Source organism: Paenibacillus profundus, from assembly GCF_021369635.1.
Taxonomy (GTDB): Bacteria; Bacillota; Bacilli; order Paenibacillales; family Paenibacillaceae; genus Paenibacillus_B; species Paenibacillus_B profundus.
The window spans coordinates 271,259-289,838 of record NZ_JAJNBZ010000002.1 but is presented as its reverse complement, the minus strand read 5'-3'; the positions used below and the strand labels follow the sequence as shown (position 1 = coordinate 289,838).

Here is an 18,580-nt window from a genome sequence, read left to right as displayed (position 1 = left end):
CTAGAACGAAAATTCCCCGCTTTGAACGTGCTTATTCAAATCCTGATGACTTCCTGAAGCATACACTCTGACATGTGCATTTATTAATGCAGCTGCAGGGTCGATTCGTTCGACACTCTTAGCCTTATCAAGCATGATATTGCCTTGTGCGTCTTCCTTAACAATCGCATTAGCCATAGCCCATCCAAGTACAGGGTCATTTTCATGGATTACTGCGCCTTTATAAACTCGTTCACGGAAGTTTTTCGTTGGCTCGTTTAGCGTTTTGATTCCCTGCCTTATTTCAATCATTACGAATCCTTCATTTGTCATTGTTGTTGAGAAGTGCGTTGCATTGTATGGGTCATAACATATTTCTTTGATGTTCCAGCCTCGCCGCTCTGCTTCTTGCGGGATATAGGCCATAACAAAGTCATAGTCAACTACTGCACCAGGTGTCACCGTTAACCAATCTTGCTCTATCCATAAATCATATGGCATCTTGTCCGACTGTTTCCGTTCAGCCAACTTTTCCTCTGGAATAAATGAGTGACTAAAGACGGCTATACGTCCGTCCGACAACTCTATATCGAAGCTGCAGCTGGTTAGGTCAGTCGTGCGTGACAAGTCGATTCCAACAACCGCATCTAGTCCGCTAGTATCTGGCATCGGATTCTCCTTCGTAGCACCGCATGCTTTCCACTTGCCCATGTCCATGTAGCCACTCAACTTGGCATCTACCCAGACATTCATGTTTTTAATTTTAAAAGTGACCATCTTCTCAGGATCAGCCAGCGCCATTTTTAATTCGCTTCGCAGCATCTTGAGTCCAGCCGGATAACTCGCAACGATAGGGTTTGCTTTTGACCAGTTGCGTTCATCGGTAATGTCGTCGTCTTCGTCTAACTCGTTAACCATGGCAAAGTATTCGTCGTTTTCAAGATCCACATTAGGATCTAGTAACTTAGAAACAAAATTGTACTCTATCCGATAACATGGATAGTTCAGATGGCGCCCGGCAGTCGTAATAATCATGAGCAATGGCTCTTCACGAGCGACCATACCGGATGCTAGGACGTCGTAAAACTCTGTGGTTTTGTGCAGGTGATATTCATCTACAATGCCGCATTGTACATTTGTCCCGTCGCCTTCCTTGCCGTCCTCTTTCGACAGAGCTTCCATAAAGGATTCTGATTTCAGGTGCTGAATCTGACCATTAGCTATCTTGATGGTCCCTCGTCTGGATAGTTCTGAGCAACCTTTTAACATTGCGGCGGCTTCGTTCCAGACAATCTTGGACTGTTTCTTTTTAGTGGCAGCACAATAAACCTCAGAGGCATACTCCCCAAAGGCGATCGTTTCATATGTTCCCACGCAGGCGAGGGATTGTGACTTGGCATTCTTACGTGCCACTTGCCAGTACGCTTTGTTGAATCGGCGTAAACCAGTGTCTCGGTGAACCCATCCGTAAATATTACCGAACACGAATTCCTGAATGATATGAGGTTCGATATTCTGACGCGCCAATGCTCCTTTACGGTGCTTGAATAAGCGCATCCAATCAAGAAACCGTTCGGCATAATCTTCAATAAATACATACGGGAATTCATCTATATCTTGCCGCGCTAGATCGTTCAGGAATCGTTGGCAGGCTTGTTTGTGTTTCTTGCAGGCTACGACTTCACCACTCAAAACTTGCTTTGAGTAATGAACTAACTCTTCAAGAATCATATGTCACCAAATCGTTTTCCGATTGAGTCTTGCTCCTTCGGCTTTTCATCCTTGAGCGCAATCTTTGTTCGGTCGTAAATGGTGAATCCGAATTTGCTTTCGTATGCCTGCAGCAACTTAATAGTCGAATTTAGGGCCGTTAGCGCTGGGTTAGTGACGTAGGTAATCCCGCCCCGTGAGTTTTTATTAACAAAAGTGTAGCCGTTTTCCTCAACCTCTTTACGTAGTCCCAGCATTCGGGAATGAAGGTCGCAATAATGAGCCAACCCATTCACATCAAGATTCGTCAACAGTTCCGTTTCTTCTAGTTGTTTGACTAAGTGGCGAAACATTTTTTTAGCCTGATCGTCCAACCATGTTGGCGGTCTAATCTTGTCCCGTTTCAAGCGGCTGTTCATTTCCTGCTCTTTTTCCTCGCGCTCCATACGCTGCCGTTTAGTCAAATTCCCTTGAATCAGGTGCAGCGGCTTCGGATTTCTCCCCATCGTCACATCACCTCCTTGCGTACCCTAAATTTGATTTCAGGAATTTTTCGTGCGCTTGAGGGGGCAACGCTCAACGCCTCAGAGCCCTACGTTTTTGCCCATAGGGGGGGTGTTCTGCATCTGCTTGGGCATTCGGTACTACTCTACCTTCAACGCCCCTACACCCCCTCTACGTTCGCCTGATAGATTGCAAGCTTATGGACGCTATCTCCCGAACCCTCCATCTTCTGTTGCTGTCTTCTTATCATGACAACGCTTGTTCATAGGCTGATGGTTAGCAGGAGCCCAGAACAATTTGTAATCTCCCTTGTGCGGTTGGATATGGTCCACTACATCAGCCGGTAGTGGAACCTCTCTCCTCTTGCATTCGTCGCACACGCATAGCGGATGTTTGTCAAGGTATTGCTCTCTATACTTGCGCCAGCGCCGCCCGTACATCTTAGCGTATGACCGACTTGGTATTGCTTGCGAAGCGGCTGCTTGATGCTTCTCGCAATATCTTTCTCTTGTGAGTTCTGGACACCCCGGCTTGCTGCATGGACGTTTAGGTTTAGGTGGCATTGGACTCCGCCTCCTTTACGCATTTTGGCATGAGACAATATTGCTTCACTCCATCCCATCGGCCCCATACACAACACTTGCATTTGTTTGGCTGCTCCCATTCCTTTTTAGTGAGCAGCGGCGCTTCATGTCTTCCTTCCATGCCTACGTTCACCTCGGTTCCTTGCTTCCTCTGTCTCTCGATACGCCGTCAATCGCACCAACCATGTAAGGAGTCTCATTGCCTCACCTTCCTTCTTGGCAAAATAAAAAGCCGCTGAATGTTCAGCGACCACATATCATGTCATATTCTTAAATGCGGTATTTACATAGATATCTATTTGCGGTTCCGAATTCTGGAAGTGCAATGCTCTCATATATAAGTGGCTTTTGTATGTTGTGGCTCGTTTATGTAGGACTTATTCGATTATAGACACGGGCAAGGATTTGCACCTTGCATGACATGGGCGGTCTGATAGCGGGCTGCACCCTTACCATGTCCGTTATTGCCCTTTAAAATCAGTTGTGCGTCTACCTATTCCGCCACCGTGTCCACAGACTCCGAGATCAATAATCCTGTATCCAGGTCTTGTTGTAACCTCGCGCAGGTCTGTATAGCGTGATTACCTAATGGTATCACTGTGACAGCGCCGTTCCCATACATAAACGACATCATCACACTAACACCATTAATCCCCCGTATCACACAATCGCAATACAGCTAAGGTTGCATAGGCTGCAACCATTCAGCGTGACCGAGTGCCTACGACGATGATAAGGGTACAGTAGACATCACCCAGAGCATGTGTTCCCTTGCTCTGTTTCTACTGTACCTCTCAACCACCGACAAACAGTGGACATGAAACCGACATACTACAGACAGGTTTCGTCTACTTGTCCAATCAGCTTCAAGGTGTTCGCCACTGATTCAATGCCAGCATTGATATACCTGTCTACCGTTCGATCCGTCACCCGATTCCATCGCATTAATGTCTGCTGCCGTGTATGGTTCTTTATGAACCTATATTCTGTAATCGCCCTTACTTCATCATCCTGAATAAGCCTTACAGCCATTTCGATGTTTTCGACCTTTCGCTCGATGCTCTCCTTAACTTGCTGCTCTCGCTGCGTGAGCAGCTGTCTGGCGGCCAGTTCTTTCAAAGTCTTAGACAATCTAGGGTATTGGGTCATGAGCGCTTTAACGGCGTTTTTCTCGCTCTCTGTAGCTAATGAATAAAATTCAGCTTGTCCCATGCTCCCCCTCCCCATTTACCCGCTCCTTATCAAAAAAGCATCTCCTAAGCCCCTTTTAATGTGAATGGCAACTTCATGCCTGGTGGTATAATCCAAATGTGATACATATTAGCTCCGTCCACTAGCTCGCTTTCTGACGGGAACACTTCAATGGCCGTTCTGCTACTACCAAACAATTCATTCTTGATCCGCTGCTTTTCCGCCCAAGGAATGTCAGTACCGCTGATATTACGAATGCACGCATGAATGACTTCTCCCCACTCTGTAGTTACTGGCCTTGTCATTACTGCGTATTCGCCATCGATATAAGCTCTGTTCAGTTCTCTATACCATCCTGTCCCGACATGCATGCTCTTTGGTGATGGTTTGCCGACCCATTTACTCATCCCTGCGCCCTCCTCTCGATTGCGCATTACACTTCTGCTGGACGGTCAGCAATGAAGAAGTTTCCCCACTCGTCCCGCTGCATTCTTATTTCAGTTGCTTGACGGACGAACAGACGCTGACCGCACTTACGGCATTTTATCTCCGGTTCATGCCCTTCGATGTAATCGTTGCTCTTGTCCCGGCAGTCCGGGTTTTTGCACCAGTACCGGCAACGGTAATGTGGAACGCCTTCTTTGTACTTGATGCCTGTTTTATACCACTCTGGCTGTTGTTCCGATGATTCAGCAGCTGCAACTAGTTTCTCACCGATTGGAACGGTAAGGGAGCGATCCGAATTGAGAAGCGGAGGCTTTATCACCTTTGGGGGCTCCGTTTTCTTTTTGATTGCTGTCCCGATGGTCTTTCTGATTTCCGAAGAAGCAGGCAGTTTCGGCTTAATCTCATCTATGGATACAACCGTTTGGCTGCTCTTTCCCTTGCCTGCCCAATCAATACCGACAACCTCCTGTTTTGATTTAGATATCCCGAATACTTCGAAGAATCCCTTAATCAGATCTGCCTTGTGTTCGTGGCTCGCCTGATCCATCTCCATCTCACCGTTTAATGCTCCATTTTGAATGTTCATTCTAATCCAACTCATTGAATACCCCTCCAAATTAAGAATGTATGTTCGATTTTTGGAATAGACGTGTGCGCACTCTACGGCCTCGCAGAGCCTCTATGATGTCTGGATGATAATTTATACTAGAGTGAATTTTAAATCGCTAGAATGAATCGTTATGTCCGTCTGATGATGATATTCGTGCCTTGGCCCGTTGGAATGCATCTTGCATATCTGTCCGTACCCGTGGTGTATATATGCGTTTGGATTGTGTCTGAATGGTCTGCTGCGCCTTTGCTTTTATTTTCCCCATCTCGGCCATCAATGTTTTTTGCCGAGTGATAAGCTCATATAATGGCTTAATCAACTCGTTCTCTTCTTTGGCCTGCCGCCGCTTCCTGCGGTTCTCTTGGAGCTGCTGTGCGAGTTGAAAACCCTCTTCTGGGCCAAGCTCCATAAACTCCAGCGCGTGGGTAAGATCCAAGTATTCGTTCTCGTAATAGGCCATGTCGCCTTCGTTCTGCTCATAAGTGAATATCGTCCATTTCATGATTTCATGTATCTTGTGGGTGGCGTCTTGCGCGTTGACATCTATTGTTCTCGCCCCCAATTCACGCCAGATCAACGAATTTGCTGTAGTTTTTGAAGTACACCATTTCTAACAGGCCGGTTCCCGTATTCCTGCCCTTGGCAACATTGATTTCGACAATGTTCTTTTTCTCGGATTCTGCGTTATAGTAATCATCCCGGTACAGGAACATAATTTGATCCGCATCAAATTCAATTTGCCCCGACTCACGTAGGTCAGACATCATCGGCCGTTTATCTTGGCGTTGCTCGACGCCACGACTTAGAGAACTAATGACAACGACAGGACAGTCATTCTCCCTAGCAATCTGTTTTAACTGTCCACTTATATATCCGACCTCTTCCGTCTTATTCCCGAACCGCTTCCCGCCATGAATCAATTGCAGGTAGTCGATGTAAATTATGATTCGTCCATGTTTCTTCTTAAAAGCTTGAACCTTGGCCCTGATTTCTTGAATGGTCGCCCCCGGGGAATCGTCGATGTAAATAGGCAATGAGGCGATCATGTCACGCGACATCGTGTATTTACTCCAATCGTCATCTTCAAGAAAGCCTGTTCGAATTTTCATTCCGTCAATGTTCCCTTCGGCTGTTAATACCCGCTCTGATACGGGTAAGTCTGGCATTTCCAAGCTGATAATACCAACCGCGTCCACAGTTCCCGACTTCGCCGCTTCCCGTGCATCATTCAGCATAAACGCGGTTTTCCCGACCGAGGGGCGAGCGGCGATGATAATCAAGTCTTGATTCTGATAACCGCCTGTTAATCTATCAAGTACCGCGCTCCCCGTTTTTACGCCTGTCAGACCCTTTTTACTTTGCCGCTCAATCAGCCTATCCTCATGGTCGGTTAATATCTCACCAATAGGGCGGAATGTCCTCTCGGGCGCGATTTCCTTCAAGAGCACAGATGCACTTTCCTGAATCGTCGCTATAAGCTGTTCGGCGTTGTCGGCTGACTCACTCTTGTTTAGCAGTTCTTTAAGCGTATTAACGGCTGTCCGCCTAATGCTTGCTTCCCTGACTCGCTCGATGTAAAAATCAAATGTCAGAATCGAAGGCACGGCCGCCCTCAACTGCAAGAGATACGAGACGCCGCCAACGTCTGTAATCCGTTCTCCAAGATGCTGGGCTATGGACATAGGTTCGATAGGCCATTCATTCTCTTGCATCTCGAGCATTGATTCGTATAATACTTGGTGTCCGGCGCTATAGAAGTCCTCGACCTTCAACTTGCACTCATTCAGCAGTTCTGCTTTTTTCAGAATGCTACCTAACACAAATTGTTCGGTTTCAAGGTTCACGATTTCGTTATTCATTCCTGTTGCCTCCCTGCCGGTAAGGATGCTTGATTTCCCCATTTAGTCAGTAGCGCCACCCGCTCCGCCGTCTCTCGCTTCTTCCTTTCGGCCTCACTATGACCACCCTGAACAATCTCTGCAATAGTGGGCGCATACTTGCTTGTCAGTATGTGTTTGTGAAGGGCTTGGCTGGCATCTTTGAAGTCAATATTGCGCAGCATGCTTTTCCATAGCTCCACATATTCATCCGTGATTTCTAGCATCGGGTAAGCTGTTGATATCACTGATAGAAGCTCTATCGTTTGTTCCTCGTTCATGTAGCACCTCCGCCATTTTGCGTTGTAATAATTCTTTATTGCTACCCGCTCGACTTGTCGAAGATTTTTGCTTAACTTTCATTTTCATAGCCAGGTCTGTGTATTTGTCACGAAGCTTTTTAGGGCTTAAAATGTTTGTTGACCAAAATGAATCGGTCGTACACCAGTCAATGACTTCTCTTAACTCCTTCGGGTCCCGTTTATCTAGTTCCATGATTTTGCGGAAATCATCTGCCCATTTTTGAAAATTCGGCTCTTTCACAAGATGAGCAACCTTATTCGCTTCTGCATGCTCCATGACTTTGTCGTGAAAATAACGTGCCATCTTCATGTAGCGATCATCCTCGTCATACCGTTGACGAGTAAGGTTATTAATTACTTTACTTTCCTTTACTTTACTTTGTGGTGTTACTGTATCACCTGCGTTGCATTTATCAGGGTTAATGTATACATTAACTTCCTTACCGTCAGCATTAACTACTTTTATAGGACTATTGACCTGTGTCTGTGCAACTACCGGATCGAGTAGTAAATACTCCTGAATGAAGGTGATGAATTTACGTCGTTTAGCTGCTTCAAGATAGCGTTTCTGGAATCCACTTGAGGTCAACACCTGCTGAGATGATAATAAATCTTTATTAAAGAATCCCCACGCTGCGCACTCGTTTACGACATCGTTAATTAAGTTAATGTCAACATTTACTCGATTCGAGAATAAATACTGTTCGCGTAGACCCCACGGATAGAAGTATCCGTTTTTATAGATTTCAGACATGAGCCGAATAATAATTCCTAACCCTTGCATTCCGAATTTACCAAGCGGCACGATTAATTTATCATCTTGGTCAAAATCTACATCAAGCGGAAAGTAATCAAGACCTTCCTTTGCTGGCCGTGCCATGTCCGCCACCTACCTATTTCTGATTGATTGTTCCTAGTAAATCATTGATAAAATCCAACTCACGGTTAAGCAGTCTATGTTCCAACGCCATGAGCCTATATACACCTGTTCTGGTAACGTCGTTATCATCATTATCAACCTGCTCCAATTCGAGCATAAGGTCATTTAACTCCCGCGCCCGGTCCTCCAAGTCAGACCATCTTGTTTGCAAAGTTGCACAAATTTGCTCTTCACTCACGACCTATCCCTCCCCCGAACGCAGCGTCTAAGAACCGTTCTAATGCATCGTCGTTGTCTAATATCCGGTAGATGATCTGGGCATAGCAGTCATGCCGCTCCTCTTCGTCAAAGCCCTGCAAGGCGGTAACGATAGCGCGACTAAGGGCATCAGATTTAAGCGAATACTCTCGCCAGTTGAATCCAAGGTGATGATATTTGCCCTGGTATTCCTCGGTGTCCCGCTTCGATATCTTCCCTATGAAATTTAGCAGTTCCCTCGTATCCGTTTGCGCTTGAGTTATTGCCAAAACGCCCCCCCTTTCGATATCCGTCATTTATGAAAGTCCATGCCCGCAAGACTTGTCTATTTGCTTTAGGAACCTGCAACCGGCTACAAAACCACGAACATATTTTTCTTCAGCCTCTAAGCTCGATGCAACATTCATTTTGTCTTCCAAATCAAAAAGCAGATCTTTATACTGCATCCCTACAGAGTTAAGCGCAGCCTGAAAAGCATCACTTGCAGCGCTCAGGGCTAATTGCATTTCATCTAGGTAGTCATTCAGTGTTTCCGGCCTTTCTTCCAAGTATTTAACACTTGCAATCTTCCGGATCACTTCCATCACGCCTTGCTCTAACTGACTATCTATAGACATACCGATCTTATGTGCCCCCATGTTTGCTTCCATACTTTACACTCTCCCGTAATGGCCCCTTGCGCAACAAGAATCAATTATGTATAATGATGCGCAAAGGGCACCTAAATTTGTTTTTTTCTTCCTTAACGTCCCGGCCAAGGTTGGTTAAGGTGAAGGGTTCTATACGCTTACTTCTGCAGGTGCTTCTTTTCTTTTTAATTCAATGGTGTACCAAGCACCGCCCGGATAAGTTATTTTCTCGACTTGATAACCCGCCTTCAAGTGTGAATCAAGCTCTTCGAGGGCAAGTTTTAAATTCGATCCGTCAGCTTTAACCTCAACAATTTCCTCGTTCCGTTCTGAATCATACATCTCTTTGAAACGTTCGTATTCACTAACAATCATGCACATCATGTCACGGTACATAGCTGGTTTCTCCTCAGCAGCATATTCCAGTACACGGCCGACAATCGGTGATACATAGTCTTTAACGTCGCCCCAAAATACGTCATCTCTCTCTGCTGCATGAAGCAGGTTCTTTATGTCGTTATCAAACAGAAATTCATCTGAACACCCCGTCATGAAAGAATTGAATGGAACTGGCTTTCCTCCTTCGGTTATAGTTGGAACAAGATTTTCTAAGTCGATGTAAGCTTTAGTTGTGGTTGGCATGTCCTTTCCCTCCTAATCTAAATTCGTTGTCATTTGCTATCATCAATTGGGATGCTCATTCTTTTACAGCCTTTAAATTTGGTTTATTGGGTGTCATACTAACCACGTCGCCATATTCATCAAATTCGGCCGTAAATGTCTGCACTGGCTTACCAGTGATGTCCTCAAGGACTTGGAATGGATCTATTGCCTTCTCACCTGTTTGTCGTTCATATTCCTCTTTAACTTTGAAGAAATGAATCATCCAGCTATCATGGAGATAATCGTCATAATCCGCTTCAATTCGCTTTTTAAGAATGAGATCCTTGAAGGTATTGAAATCAATCTCTTCCGGAATACCTGCAACTCTCTTTTCATATGGCTCTATTAGGCTGCCGTCCCAGCATTTCCGAGATTTATCTATCGTAATTACCTGTAAAAAATCATCCCGCTTCACTGTGCGTCCGCTTGAAAATAACACCTCAACAAGTTCCCAGTGATCCAAATCGTTACTAACCAACCCCTGAGCCAGCAATTCTTTAATACTATCCCTGTATACGACGATTGATGGTTCGAAATCGACTGAATATTCAGGTTGTTCCCTTGCCAATAAATCGATTTCCTTCAACTCTCTCAGTAACTTTCTCAGAGGCTCTTTAGCAATGTGAAATCCTGAACTCAATTTACTTAGCTTTCGATGGTGAATACGAAGTACTGCCAACGGATCCAATGCATTGTAAGATGGCAAGCTGCGCATTTTCTCGAAATCGTATATTTCATTAAGATGTTTAGTATGCGTATCTGCAAGAACAGCCTCGTCTGGCGACAACGATCTAACAAACACAGTGATGAATGAGCGAAGAATGTTAATGTTAGAAACACAAGCTTTCAGGCTCGCCTTATCCTTATGCTTCAAGAACTCATTTCCTTTCTCATTTGCTTGTTTAGCCCATGCCGTTAACTGCATTTTCAATTCAGCTTTCGATAGTGTTTTCATGCATTTCGTTCCCTTCGAATAATATTTTTGACGATGATTGTATGCTGCAGAGGACTACGGTCGAACCAAATGCGGGCCAGGTGTTCAAGTGTCATTCCCTAGCGACTTCCCGTTTAGGAGACCAGCCGCGAACAAAATCCGAGGCCACAGCAAAATCCTTACGTGGTATTTTGTCGTATTTCCCAACTCCAAAGTGAGTGTTCAACGCGCTGTATAATCCTTGGTAATGAGCAGTTTCATATCCCATTCTTCTGAGTGCTGCAATTCGGGACATGACAAGCCTTTTGATTTCTGATTTTTGTATCTCGGTCAGCCATACTTCACTATCCACCACATGCTTAATTTCGCTCACTTCTTGCCGGGTTTCAGCTATTTGGGCTTTTACTTCTTTAAGGCCCTTCATAGAAGCAATTACTGCATCCTCGATTGCATAAGGATTATATGTCTCCTGCGGCAAGAAAGCGGCCGCCAGTACATCCTTTGCCTTCAATTGGTACTCAATCAAGCGGTCTGCAACTTCTGGTTGTCGTTCCTGCATGTTCGGAGTGATTGAAATCTTAGCCAGCCACAACGGAAGAAATTCAAGCTCGATAACTAAAACATCTTGATTCCCGCCGTTTGTAGGGAGGGTTAAATTTCGCCCCCCTTTTTGAAGGACAACATCTCTCTGAATTCGGCTCCGCTCATTCCTTGCTTGATCCTCTGTGAGGCCGATTCCGTTACAAATCCAACGAACGCCTATATATACCTTTCCATCATTCGCTTTAACTCCTAAAATCTCAGTTCCGTTGAATGGAACCATCTTTTGCTCAACCGGATAAATACTGCTTGCTTGTTTCTTCTGCTTGTCCATCCAGTTATCCATGGACGTATTGAATTGATCTTTGTTCATATCCTCTCTCCTTTCTGCTTGGTAAGGGCCTCCTCAAAATTGAGGACACCTTATTTCATGGTCTGTCCAAGTTTGGACACCCCTCTTGCCATTAGTCCGCTATCGACCAAAACGATAGCCATTTATTAAATGTTCACTTATTCAGATTCACCCCACACCTGAACGTCGTTGCTTGCCATTAAGCTCCTGAAAATGCTTGTCCAAGAATGCCTTCATTCCTGCAGCCCTGAACATCCAGCGGCCACCTTCTCGGCCGTTTGAGATAAGCTTCATCTCTTCCTTGAATTTCGGGTTCAGAAGAATGTTGTCAATAAGCCAGTCCCGTTTACGGCATGTTTCTGCTTCGAGCCGCTTTAAATCCCACCACGTACCGCCGCCAGCTTCTTCGACAATGCGTATGACCTCTTCTTTCGCAAGTCGTTGAACAAAGGCTTGGTCTACAATCACTTTAAATACAGGAGATGATTCCAAGGTTACACCCCTCCCTCTTATGGCTGTAACTACCAGAACTATTCGGTGACAACTTCGAATACATCATCAAATGCCACTTTCAATTCTTCACAAATTAGCTTTGCAATTCTCGGACTCGGATTCCTTTTACCATTACAAATCTGAGACATTGTAGTTGAGGAGACATCTAAAGCAATACCAAATGAACGTTTAGAAAAGCCGTTAAGAACTAGAAGTTTATTAAGCAGTTTGAAATCCTTCACCAAAATTTTCATAATACCACCTTTCACTTTGCAACATTGTTACTGTGTTACATTATAGATCGGAATTTATCACTTTGCAACATCCAGCTAACATTTGTTTTACTTTGTAACATTTTTGGTTATAATAAAAGTGGGTGATTATAAATGGAACATAAAAATATTGACGAAAATTTAAAAGAAATATCAGAGGAATTTGGGAACTTTATAAAACAAAAAAGAAAGGAGAAGGGACTTACATTGGTTCAATTAGCGCAAGAGTCTGGGTTATCTCATTCTTACTTATCCCAATTAGAAAACGGAAAAAGAAATCTTCCACCGATGCCAACCCAAATAAAAATTTGCCGCGCCCTCGGTGTATCAATTTTAGAACTTCCAACTACAGAAGAGCATTATTACAGTCACGAAGAACTAGAGCGTTTTTCTAAAGAAGTAGAATATGAAGAAATTGCAAAAGACATTAAAATCTTGAGTAAAGATGCTGATAATTTTCGTGATGAAGTAATCGGAGATCCAAGCTTCAAAAGGGCCATGCAAAATTTTGTAAACGAAGTTGGAATTACAAATTATATTGTCACTCCTTCGAGCTTACTTGAAGACTTGTCAGAAGTAAGCGAGGATACATGGAATTATTTAAACGATGTTAGAGACCAAATAGCTGATTTAGCAGAAAGGTTCTCTAAATATAATCAGTATGTAACTGTTGAGACAGGAGAAATACTAGAGTTTATGAATAGACCAAGTATTAAATTTGATGGTAAGTCACTCACAACCGAGGAAAAAGAACGAATAGTTAACATGATAAAGCTAATGTTTCCAAACAAATAATTATCACGCTAATAAGGAGTGAGCACATTGGCCAGCTTCCAAAAGTACAAAACAAAAGACGGTTACAAGTGGTTGTATAAGTATTATTCAACCGTCAATCCATCAACGGGTAAAAAGAAACAAACTACTAAGAGAGGCTTTAACACAAAGAAAGAGGCACAGCTAGATGCGGGACAAACAGAGCAGGATCTCGCGAATGGAACATTCGTAGAAGAGGCCGAGAGCTTAACCTTTGAAGAGGTTTATAAGCAATGGTTAGCAACGCATTCACCAACAATAAAGCCAAGCACAAGAAAAACAGAGGAGTATAAATTTAACAAGCATATCCTGCCCAACTTCGGCAAATTGAAGATCCGAGATATATCAAAACCTTACTGTCAAGAAATAATAAACAGAATCGCTAAAGAACTTAAAACAGCAGACGCCATGAAGATGTACGCAAATCAAATTTTCAAATATGCCGTTAAGATGGATATTGTCCTCAAAAATCCTATGGAACATGTTGTTGTCCCAAAAAATGATTCTGATTTTGTTGTTAGTGAAAGCACTGAGAAAAGAAACTATTGGGAAAAACATGAGATTAAACAGTTCCTTAGCATTCTAAAGGAGGGACAGTCATTCATGGATCATGTGATGTTTCATTTGTTTATTTACACGGGTGCTCGCAAAGGGGAAATCTTAGCGCTTCACGAGTCGGACATAGATTTTAAAAACAAAATACTCACATTAAACAAAACTCTGTATCATGAGAACAAAGCATTTTCTTACCAGACGTCCAAAACAGCCGCATCTAAGCGTTCTATAAGCTTAGACGATGTAACGCTCCGCTTATTAAGAAAGTGGCTTACACATAATAAAGAACGGCACTTGTCGGAAGGTATGAGAACAGACTCAGATAGTTTATTATTTGCGCGCTTCGATGGTACCCCACTTAGAATGGCATATCCCAATGATAGACTGAATGAAATTATCACAAAACACAATCTACACAAAATAACAGTTCATGGTTTAAGACATACGCATGCATCATTATTATTCGAAGCAGGAGCCAATATAAAAGAGGTCCAAGAACGCCTTGGTCACTCTGACATCAAAATGACGATGAACATTTATACGCACGTTACAAAGACGGTCAAAGAACAAACTGCGCAAAAATTTCAGAAGTTCCTTGAACTGTAGAAAATATATGGTCAAAATATGGTCACGAGGATTTTTTAATGAAGTAAAAGCCCCAAACCAAAATTCGATTCAGGGCTGTAAAACCTTGATATATAAGCTAAAGAAGTTCCTTGCGCAATTGCTCTGGCGACTTTGGAGACATCAGGCCGAACGGAATGTCGAATACCGTACGCGCCCCGGACTCTCCACGCGCAGCCAGCTTAGAGACAGCACGTGCGTAAGCTACGAGCACACTTGCGGTAAACTCCGGATTGCTGCCGAGGTTCAGGCCGAACTCCATAATTTGCGCAGTGCCTTCACCCGTCATGCCACTGCGGAATACGAGGCCGCCGTGCGGCATCGCAGAGTGGTTCATCTTCAGCTCTTCCTCACTGATGAAGTGTACGATCGTGTCGTAGTCAGCGAAGTAGTTCGGCATCGACTTAATTTCTGCTTCAATGCGCGCTTGATCCGCATCTGCTTCCGCCACGATGTAACATTCGCGTACATGCTTGTCCCGTGTCGTCAGCTTCGGATTTTCCCCAGCACGGACTTTCGCTACCGCCTCATCGGACGGAATCGTGTATTGCACGCCGTTCTTGACACCTTCCACCCGGCGGATAGCATCGGAGTGCCCTTGGCTTACGCCGCGGCCCCAGAACGTATATTCATTGCCTTCCGGCAAGATGGATTGGAACAAAAGTCGGTTAAGCGAGAACAAGCCCGGATCCCAGCCCGTCGAAATGACGGAGACGTGTCCGTTCGCTGCTGCTGCGGAATTCACGGATTCGAAATATTCTGGAATGCGTGCGTGCGTATCAAAGCTGTCGACGGTGTGGAACATACGGGCAAGCTGAGGCCCTTGCTCCGGCAGATCCGTTGCCGAACCGCCGCACAGAATCATAACATCGACTTTACCTTTGTATGATTCGGCCTCGTCCAACGAAACGACCGGAACGTGCGCTTGAATAGATTGCGGATCGCGACGCGTAAAGATGGCGACGAGCTCCATATCTGAATTTTGGCGAATCGATTTCTCGACCCCTTTGCCGAGGTTGCCATAACCTACGATACCAATGCGAATTGCTGTCATGTGGTGTTGCTCCTTTCCTAATCACAGATCTTTCTCTAGTATAATATGGATTTCCACAGTCCGACATAGATTATTGGAAGAACATATTGCACTTCATGTGCACTACACGTTAAGACTGCACCGTCTCCCTGGCCGGGAGCGTGACCGTCACGCAAGCTCCGCCTACGTCGAGGTTGGATGCTAGGATAACGCCGCCGTGCTTCTCTGTCAGCAGCTTCGCCATGTACAGGCCTAGTCCGGCGTGACCTTTATGGCGCGAACGCGACGTATCGCCTTGAACAAATTTATCGAACACGATGTCCAGCGCGTGCGCCGGGAATCCCGGCCCGGTATCCATAATTTGCATAACAAGCTTATGCTCCGCTAATTCCGTTCTCCATGAGATGGTTCCTCCTGCCGGCGTAAACTGCACGCTGTTGGCAAACAAGTTATCCAACAATTGCGACAGCCTGTCCGGATCGAACAGTACGGAAGCCTGCTCTTTGCGTTTGTCCTCCAGGTCATATGTGAAATGAATGTGCTGCTCCCCGCACAGCCGTTCGATGTCGGACGCCTTCTCTTCCATAAACACCCTGACGTCCACAGCACGCCGATTCAGCCGGAACTCCGGCGTCTCCATTGCCGATACCGTATTCATCTCCTGTACTAACCGCGCCGCGCGCTTCGTGTTTTTGTCAATCGTCGCCAAATAGCGATACAAACGATCCGGGCGCTCCGCCCCGCCTTCCAGCAGTCCTTCCACATGGCCTTGAACAATGGCAAGCGGCGTTCGCAGATCGTGGGCTAAGGCGGCTACCATGTCGCGCCGCTCTTGCTCGAGCTTCCATTCGCGCTGCAGCGATAAATACAGTTCCCGCCGCATCTCATCGAAAGCTTTTACAAGCTGGGCGATCTCGGACGTGCCTTCATAAGAGAAGCTGAAGTCCAAATCACGCCGCTGCACCCGCTTCGTTCCCTCGATCAGCTCTTGAATCGGCTGGTTCAGCTGTCGGCTGAATCTCCTGCCGAACATCCAGGTAAATACAATAATAAGCAGAAATGGTAAAAGTATAATAAGCGTTCCCAACAGGCTGACGTACGGATTGCTTGCCTCATCGGTCGCAGTGACCGCAAGCACATAAGTCAGTACGACCGCCCCTTCGAACTCACCTGCCGCATTCACGATTGGCATCATTGTCCGCGCATGATTGGAATCAATCATTTTGGTGGAATTGAGCCGTTCAATCAATTCGCGGCCACTGTCGATTCGCGGGTCTGTCAATGTGCCATACACAGGTGTCCCGTATCGATCAACTATCGCGTAAGATATCCCTGTGCCGTCGATAACCTGCTCTAACGCTGACCTACCGCCCTCTTGCAGCAGATTGTCTCCCTCCGCCGCCACAACCTGCCAGATGCCCGGTATCTTCTTCTCATAATAATTAGCAGGTCTAATCCAATCCGCTTCTCCCTGAAACATCAACCACACGACCAGCCCCCATACGGCAGCAGTCAAGATAAAGCTGAGTCCGATAACTAGACTGAAATAAAAGATGAATTGGCGTTTAATGGAGCGTGTCTTCACGAACGGTCCCCCCATTTGTAGCCAACCCCCCACACGGTTTCGATCCAGCGCGAATCCGGATCGGCGGCAGCCATTTTGGCCCGGATATTTTTGATGTGCTCCGTTACGGTAGCATCATCTCCGAACGCATCCATCCCCCACACCTGCTCATAAATGTGTTCGCGCGCGAATACTTGTCCCGGATGCAAGGCAAGCAGCTCTACAATGGCAAACTCACGGTTCGTCAACGGCAAGGTCTGTCCTTGGCAGCGCAGTTCATATCCCCTGACATCGATCGTATAGGAGCCGAACTTAAGCAGTCCGCTGTCCCGGCGCTGTATGCTGCGACGTTCCCGCCTGAGGTGCGCTTCAATGCGTGCCTTCAGTTCCCGTAGGCTAAACGGCTTGACGATATAGTCGTCGCCCCCTGCCGCCAGTCCGTAAATCCGATCGGCTTCGCTCTCCCTTGCGCTAACAAATATAATCGGGCAATCGACACTATCCCGCACTTGTTTGCAAAATTGAAACCCGTCCGTGCCCGGCATCATCACATCCAGCACAATCAAATCCGGCAGCCGCTCTGATATGAGCCGTTCCGCTTGCTCCACGTTATAAGCTGCCCTCACCGCATAGCCCTCATCCTCCAGCGCATCCCGTACGAACTCAGTCATCTCTTCTTCATCATCAACAAGCAAAATGCTCGCTCTCATCATATCCTCTGTCATCCCCCGCCGAACGTTCTCCTTCTGTTCAGTGTAATCCAAACTTCTTCTGCGGGGCAAATGAGCGCGGACTTTATACTTTCTTGAGAAATGCGTTGTAAGCTGACAGATAGACACTGCAAAATGTATCTCTTGTGCACATGAAAGAAAGGACGATATTAAATGAATTCAACCGCAAATGCAATTTTGAAAAAAGAGGCCTTCTTGTACTGCGTGCTTGTGCTCGGCTTAACCTTGGCCGCGAACTTGAGCGGCGTGTTCGAGCTTATCGCCGTCAGCCAAGCCGCACCGCTCATCACAGTGTTGCTGCTGCTTCTGTTCCGTCCAAAGCGGAAAGAGACACTCCTATCCACTGGCATGACGAAGCTCGGCGGACTTCGCTGGTACGTGATTGCACTGCTGTCCGGCATTCCGGTCATAATAGGTTTTGCCGCAGCCTGGGGACTCGGCTTCATCGCGTTGCCGTCCGCCCATGAATTTAGCAACGGCATGACCATGGCCGCCTACTTCCAAGTCATCGCTCAGAGCTTCTTCAGCCCGAACATGCTCATTGTGATGACATTGTTCTCCTTCGCCGAGGAGATCGGCTGGCGCGGCTACTTGCAGCCGAAGCTGACGCAGGCTATGGGTGCAAAGAAGGCGATTCTGATTACAGCGGCCGTGTGGGCCGTATTCCATTACCCATTCTACTTAAACGGCTACAATGAGGACGGAATTCCGCTTGTGACGATTGCGCTATTCACAGCGATGATATTTCCGTTATCCGTCGTAATGGGCTAGGTCCGGCACAAGAGTGGCAGCCTATGGCCTGCCGTCATCATACATACGGCTATCAACCATAGCCGCAGCTGGTTCGAAGCGTTGTTCTATCATAAGCAGGAAGGCTGGACGTATGTAGCGGGTGAGTCCGGCATCGCCACGCTTCTCCTGTGGATTATCGCCGCCGTGCTCGTGTGGCGGTCGCTATCCGGTTCCGGAGCGGATGCCTCCAAGTCCGGACAAATCAACGATGTCGCCCTATAGTGGATGCCTAATCCACCGCCAT

General features: G+C 46.0%; 26 protein-coding genes. 4 read left to right on the top strand and 22 right to left on the bottom strand.

Features of this window, described 5'->3' with window-relative positions; all coding sequences use genetic code 11:
• The 19 genes from LQV63_RS04175 to LQV63_RS04090 form a co-directional block, all read right to left on the bottom strand.
• A complete protein-coding gene (locus LQV63_RS04175) occupies nt 1-1,710 on the bottom strand; it encodes a terminase large subunit (RefSeq protein ID WP_233695760.1) in 1,710 nt (569 codons plus the stop codon).
• Nucleotides 1,707-2,195, bottom strand: coding sequence for a phage terminase small subunit P27 family (locus LQV63_RS04170; protein WP_233695759.1), 489 nt, complete (start codon nt 2,193-2,195; stop codon nt 1,707-1,709). Before LQV63_RS04170 ends, LQV63_RS04175 begins: the two co-directional genes overlap by 4 nt.
• Nucleotides 2,196-2,399: 204 nt before the next feature.
• Entirely contained in the window at nt 2,400-2,633 is a 234-nt protein-coding gene (locus LQV63_RS04165) for an HNH endonuclease (RefSeq protein WP_325175849.1), read from the bottom strand.
• Nucleotides 2,525-2,839, bottom strand: a complete 315-nt coding sequence (locus tag LQV63_RS31705) for a hypothetical protein (protein WP_325175853.1) — start codon at nt 2,837-2,839, stop codon at nt 2,525-2,527. The genes LQV63_RS04165 and LQV63_RS31705 overlap by 109 nt, the downstream gene beginning before the upstream one ends.
• 769 nt (nt 2,840-3,608) lie before the next feature.
• Nucleotides 3,609-3,989 (bottom strand): hypothetical protein, encoded by a 381-nt coding sequence (locus tag LQV63_RS04160; protein ID WP_233695757.1) that lies wholly within the window; start codon nt 3,987-3,989, stop codon nt 3,609-3,611.
• Between the two features lie 44 nt (nt 3,990-4,033).
• Nucleotides 4,034-4,375 (bottom strand): DUF7694 domain-containing protein, encoded by a 342-nt coding sequence (locus LQV63_RS04155; RefSeq protein ID WP_233695756.1) that lies wholly within the window; start codon nt 4,373-4,375, stop codon nt 4,034-4,036.
• Nucleotides 4,376-4,401: 26 nt separating this feature from the next.
• Entirely contained in the window at nt 4,402-5,016 is a 615-nt protein-coding gene (locus LQV63_RS04150) for a hypothetical protein (RefSeq protein WP_233695755.1), read from the bottom strand.
• 124 nt (nt 5,017-5,140) lie between these two features.
• Entirely contained in the window at nt 5,141-5,527 is a 387-nt protein-coding gene (locus LQV63_RS04145; protein WP_233695754.1) for a hypothetical protein, read from the bottom strand.
• 61 nt (nt 5,528-5,588) lie between these two features.
• Entirely contained in the window at nt 5,589-6,884 is a 1,296-nt protein-coding gene (gene dnaB / locus LQV63_RS04140) for a replicative DNA helicase (RefSeq protein WP_233695753.1), read from the bottom strand.
• Entirely contained in the window at nt 6,881-7,183 is a 303-nt protein-coding gene (locus LQV63_RS04135) for a replicative helicase loader/inhibitor (RefSeq protein ID WP_233695752.1), read from the bottom strand. The genes dnaB and LQV63_RS04135 overlap by 4 nt, the downstream gene beginning before the upstream one ends.
• Nucleotides 7,110-8,084, bottom strand: a complete 975-nt coding sequence (locus tag LQV63_RS04130; RefSeq protein ID WP_233695751.1) for a DUF4373 domain-containing protein — start codon at nt 8,082-8,084, stop codon at nt 7,110-7,112. The genes LQV63_RS04135 and LQV63_RS04130 overlap by 74 nt, the downstream gene beginning before the upstream one ends.
• 13 nt (nt 8,085-8,097) lie before the next feature.
• Nucleotides 8,098-8,322 carry a hypothetical protein gene (locus LQV63_RS04125; protein ID WP_233695750.1) on the bottom strand — a complete coding sequence of 75 codons (225 nt, stop codon included), beginning with the start codon at nt 8,320-8,322 and terminating at the stop codon, nt 8,098-8,100.
• Nucleotides 8,315-8,611: a pyruvate-formate lyase-activating enzyme gene (locus LQV63_RS04120; protein ID WP_233695749.1), complete on the bottom strand. Its 297-nt coding sequence runs from the start codon at nt 8,609-8,611 to the stop codon at nt 8,315-8,317. The genes LQV63_RS04125 and LQV63_RS04120 overlap by 8 nt, the downstream gene beginning before the upstream one ends.
• Before the next feature lie 27 nt (nt 8,612-8,638).
• The gene (locus LQV63_RS04115; protein WP_233695748.1) at nt 8,639-8,992 is read right to left on the bottom strand and encodes a hypothetical protein; all 354 of its coding nucleotides are present in this window, start codon (nt 8,990-8,992) and stop codon (nt 8,639-8,641) included.
• A 129-nt stretch (nt 8,993-9,121) separates the two neighbouring features.
• Nucleotides 9,122-9,613: a hypothetical protein gene (locus LQV63_RS04110; protein WP_233695747.1), complete on the bottom strand. Its 492-nt coding sequence runs from the start codon at nt 9,611-9,613 to the stop codon at nt 9,122-9,124.
• Between the two features lie 55 nt (nt 9,614-9,668).
• Nucleotides 9,669-10,589 carry a hypothetical protein gene (locus LQV63_RS04105; protein ID WP_233695746.1) on the bottom strand — a complete coding sequence of 307 codons (921 nt, stop codon included), beginning with the start codon at nt 10,587-10,589 and terminating at the stop codon, nt 9,669-9,671.
• Between the two features lie 91 nt (nt 10,590-10,680).
• On the bottom strand, nt 10,681-11,481 hold the full coding sequence (locus tag LQV63_RS04100) for a phage antirepressor N-terminal domain-containing protein (protein WP_233695745.1): 801 nt from the start codon (nt 11,479-11,481) through the stop codon (nt 10,681-10,683).
• A gap of 147 nt (nt 11,482-11,628) precedes the next feature.
• The gene (locus LQV63_RS04095; RefSeq protein WP_233695744.1) at nt 11,629-11,952 is read right to left on the bottom strand and encodes a DUF771 domain-containing protein; all 324 of its coding nucleotides are present in this window, start codon (nt 11,950-11,952) and stop codon (nt 11,629-11,631) included.
• A gap of 38 nt (nt 11,953-11,990) precedes the next feature.
• Nucleotides 11,991-12,206: a helix-turn-helix transcriptional regulator gene (locus tag LQV63_RS04090; RefSeq protein ID WP_233695743.1), complete on the bottom strand. Its 216-nt coding sequence runs from the start codon at nt 12,204-12,206 to the stop codon at nt 11,991-11,993.
• A 132-nt stretch (nt 12,207-12,338) separates the two neighbouring features.
• Between LQV63_RS04090 and LQV63_RS04085 the strand changes: the two genes are divergently transcribed.
• Nucleotides 12,339-13,019, top strand: a complete 681-nt coding sequence (locus LQV63_RS04085; protein ID WP_233695742.1) for a helix-turn-helix domain-containing protein — start codon at nt 12,339-12,341, stop codon at nt 13,017-13,019.
• Nucleotides 13,020-13,037: 18 nt separating this feature from the next.
• Nucleotides 13,038-14,198: a site-specific integrase gene (locus LQV63_RS04080; RefSeq protein WP_407672883.1), complete on the top strand. Its 1,161-nt coding sequence runs from the start codon at nt 13,038-13,040 to the stop codon at nt 14,196-14,198.
• 97 nt (nt 14,199-14,295) lie between these two features.
• Here LQV63_RS04080 and LQV63_RS04075 read toward each other — a convergent pair whose 3' ends face one another.
• The 3 genes from LQV63_RS04075 to LQV63_RS04065 form a co-directional block, all read right to left on the bottom strand.
• Nucleotides 14,296-15,270, bottom strand: a complete 975-nt coding sequence (locus LQV63_RS04075; RefSeq protein WP_233695740.1) for a diaminopimelate dehydrogenase — start codon at nt 15,268-15,270, stop codon at nt 14,296-14,298.
• Between the two features lie 109 nt (nt 15,271-15,379).
• Nucleotides 15,380-16,849, bottom strand: coding sequence for a sensor histidine kinase (locus LQV63_RS04070; RefSeq protein ID WP_233695739.1), 1,470 nt, complete (start codon nt 16,847-16,849; stop codon nt 15,380-15,382).
• A complete protein-coding gene (locus tag LQV63_RS04065; RefSeq protein WP_233695916.1) occupies nt 16,831-17,523 on the bottom strand; it encodes a response regulator transcription factor in 693 nt (230 codons plus the stop codon). Before LQV63_RS04065 ends, LQV63_RS04070 begins: the two co-directional genes overlap by 19 nt.
• Before the next feature lie 174 nt (nt 17,524-17,697).
• On the opposite strand from LQV63_RS04065, the gene LQV63_RS04060 reads away from it, so the two are divergent.
• On the top strand, nt 17,698-18,315 hold the full coding sequence (locus tag LQV63_RS04060) for a CPBP family intramembrane glutamic endopeptidase (RefSeq protein WP_233695738.1): 618 nt from the start codon (nt 17,698-17,700) through the stop codon (nt 18,313-18,315).
• An 81-nt stretch (nt 18,316-18,396) separates the two neighbouring features.
• On the top strand, nt 18,397-18,558 hold the full coding sequence (locus LQV63_RS04055) for a hypothetical protein (protein WP_233695737.1): 162 nt from the start codon (nt 18,397-18,399) through the stop codon (nt 18,556-18,558).
• Nucleotides 18,559-18,580: the final 22 nt, after the last annotated feature.

Excerpts from the sequence above, each read along its gene's own strand:
- LQV63_RS04175 (WP_233695760.1), bottom strand. The coding sequence starts at position 1,710 with ATGATTCTTGAAGAGTTAGTTCATTACTCAAAGCAAGTTTTGAGTGGT.
- LQV63_RS04170 (WP_233695759.1), bottom strand. The coding sequence starts at position 2,195 with ATGGGGAGAAATCCGAAGCCGCTGCACCTGATTCAAGGGAATTTGACT.
- LQV63_RS04165 (WP_325175849.1), bottom strand. The coding sequence starts at position 2,633 with ATGTACGGGCGGCGCTGGCGCAAGTATAGAGAGCAATACCTTGACAAA.
- LQV63_RS31705 (WP_325175853.1), bottom strand. The coding sequence starts at position 2,839 with ATGCAAGTGTTGTGTATGGGGCCGATGGGATGGAGTGAAGCAATATTG.
- LQV63_RS04160 (WP_233695757.1), bottom strand. The coding sequence starts at position 3,989 with ATGGGACAAGCTGAATTTTATTCATTAGCTACAGAGAGCGAGAAAAAC.
- LQV63_RS04155 (WP_233695756.1), bottom strand. The coding sequence starts at position 4,375 with ATGAGTAAATGGGTCGGCAAACCATCACCAAAGAGCATGCATGTCGGG.
- LQV63_RS04150 (WP_233695755.1), bottom strand. The coding sequence starts at position 5,016 with ATGAGTTGGATTAGAATGAACATTCAAAATGGAGCATTAAACGGTGAG.
- LQV63_RS04145 (WP_233695754.1), bottom strand. The coding sequence starts at position 5,527 with ATGAAATGGACGATATTCACTTATGAGCAGAACGAAGGCGACATGGCC.
- dnaB (WP_233695753.1), bottom strand. The coding sequence starts at position 6,884 with ATGAATAACGAAATCGTGAACCTTGAAACCGAACAATTTGTGTTAGGT.
- LQV63_RS04135 (WP_233695752.1), bottom strand. The coding sequence starts at position 7,183 with ATGAACGAGGAACAAACGATAGAGCTTCTATCAGTGATATCAACAGCT.
- LQV63_RS04130 (WP_233695751.1), bottom strand. The coding sequence starts at position 8,084 with ATGGCACGGCCAGCAAAGGAAGGTCTTGATTACTTTCCGCTTGATGTA.
- LQV63_RS04115 (WP_233695748.1), bottom strand. The coding sequence starts at position 8,992 with ATGGAAGCAAACATGGGGGCACATAAGATCGGTATGTCTATAGATAGT.
- LQV63_RS04110 (WP_233695747.1), bottom strand. The coding sequence starts at position 9,613 with ATGCCAACCACAACTAAAGCTTACATCGACTTAGAAAATCTTGTTCCA.
- LQV63_RS04105 (WP_233695746.1), bottom strand. The coding sequence starts at position 10,589 with ATGAAAACACTATCGAAAGCTGAATTGAAAATGCAGTTAACGGCATGG.
- LQV63_RS04100 (WP_233695745.1), bottom strand. The coding sequence starts at position 11,481 with ATGAACAAAGATCAATTCAATACGTCCATGGATAACTGGATGGACAAG.
- LQV63_RS04090 (WP_233695743.1), bottom strand. The coding sequence starts at position 12,206 with ATGAAAATTTTGGTGAAGGATTTCAAACTGCTTAATAAACTTCTAGTT.
- LQV63_RS04085 (WP_233695742.1), top strand. The coding sequence starts at position 12,339 with ATGGAACATAAAAATATTGACGAAAATTTAAAAGAAATATCAGAGGAA.
- LQV63_RS04075 (WP_233695740.1), bottom strand. The coding sequence starts at position 15,270 with ATGACAGCAATTCGCATTGGTATCGTAGGTTATGGCAACCTCGGCAAA.
- LQV63_RS04070 (WP_233695739.1), bottom strand. The coding sequence starts at position 16,849 with ATGGGGGGACCGTTCGTGAAGACACGCTCCATTAAACGCCAATTCATC.
- LQV63_RS04065 (WP_233695916.1), bottom strand. The coding sequence starts at position 17,523 with ATGAGAGCGAGCATTTTGCTTGTTGATGATGAAGAAGAGATGACTGAG.
- LQV63_RS04060 (WP_233695738.1), top strand. The coding sequence starts at position 17,698 with ATGAATTCAACCGCAAATGCAATTTTGAAAAAAGAGGCCTTCTTGTAC.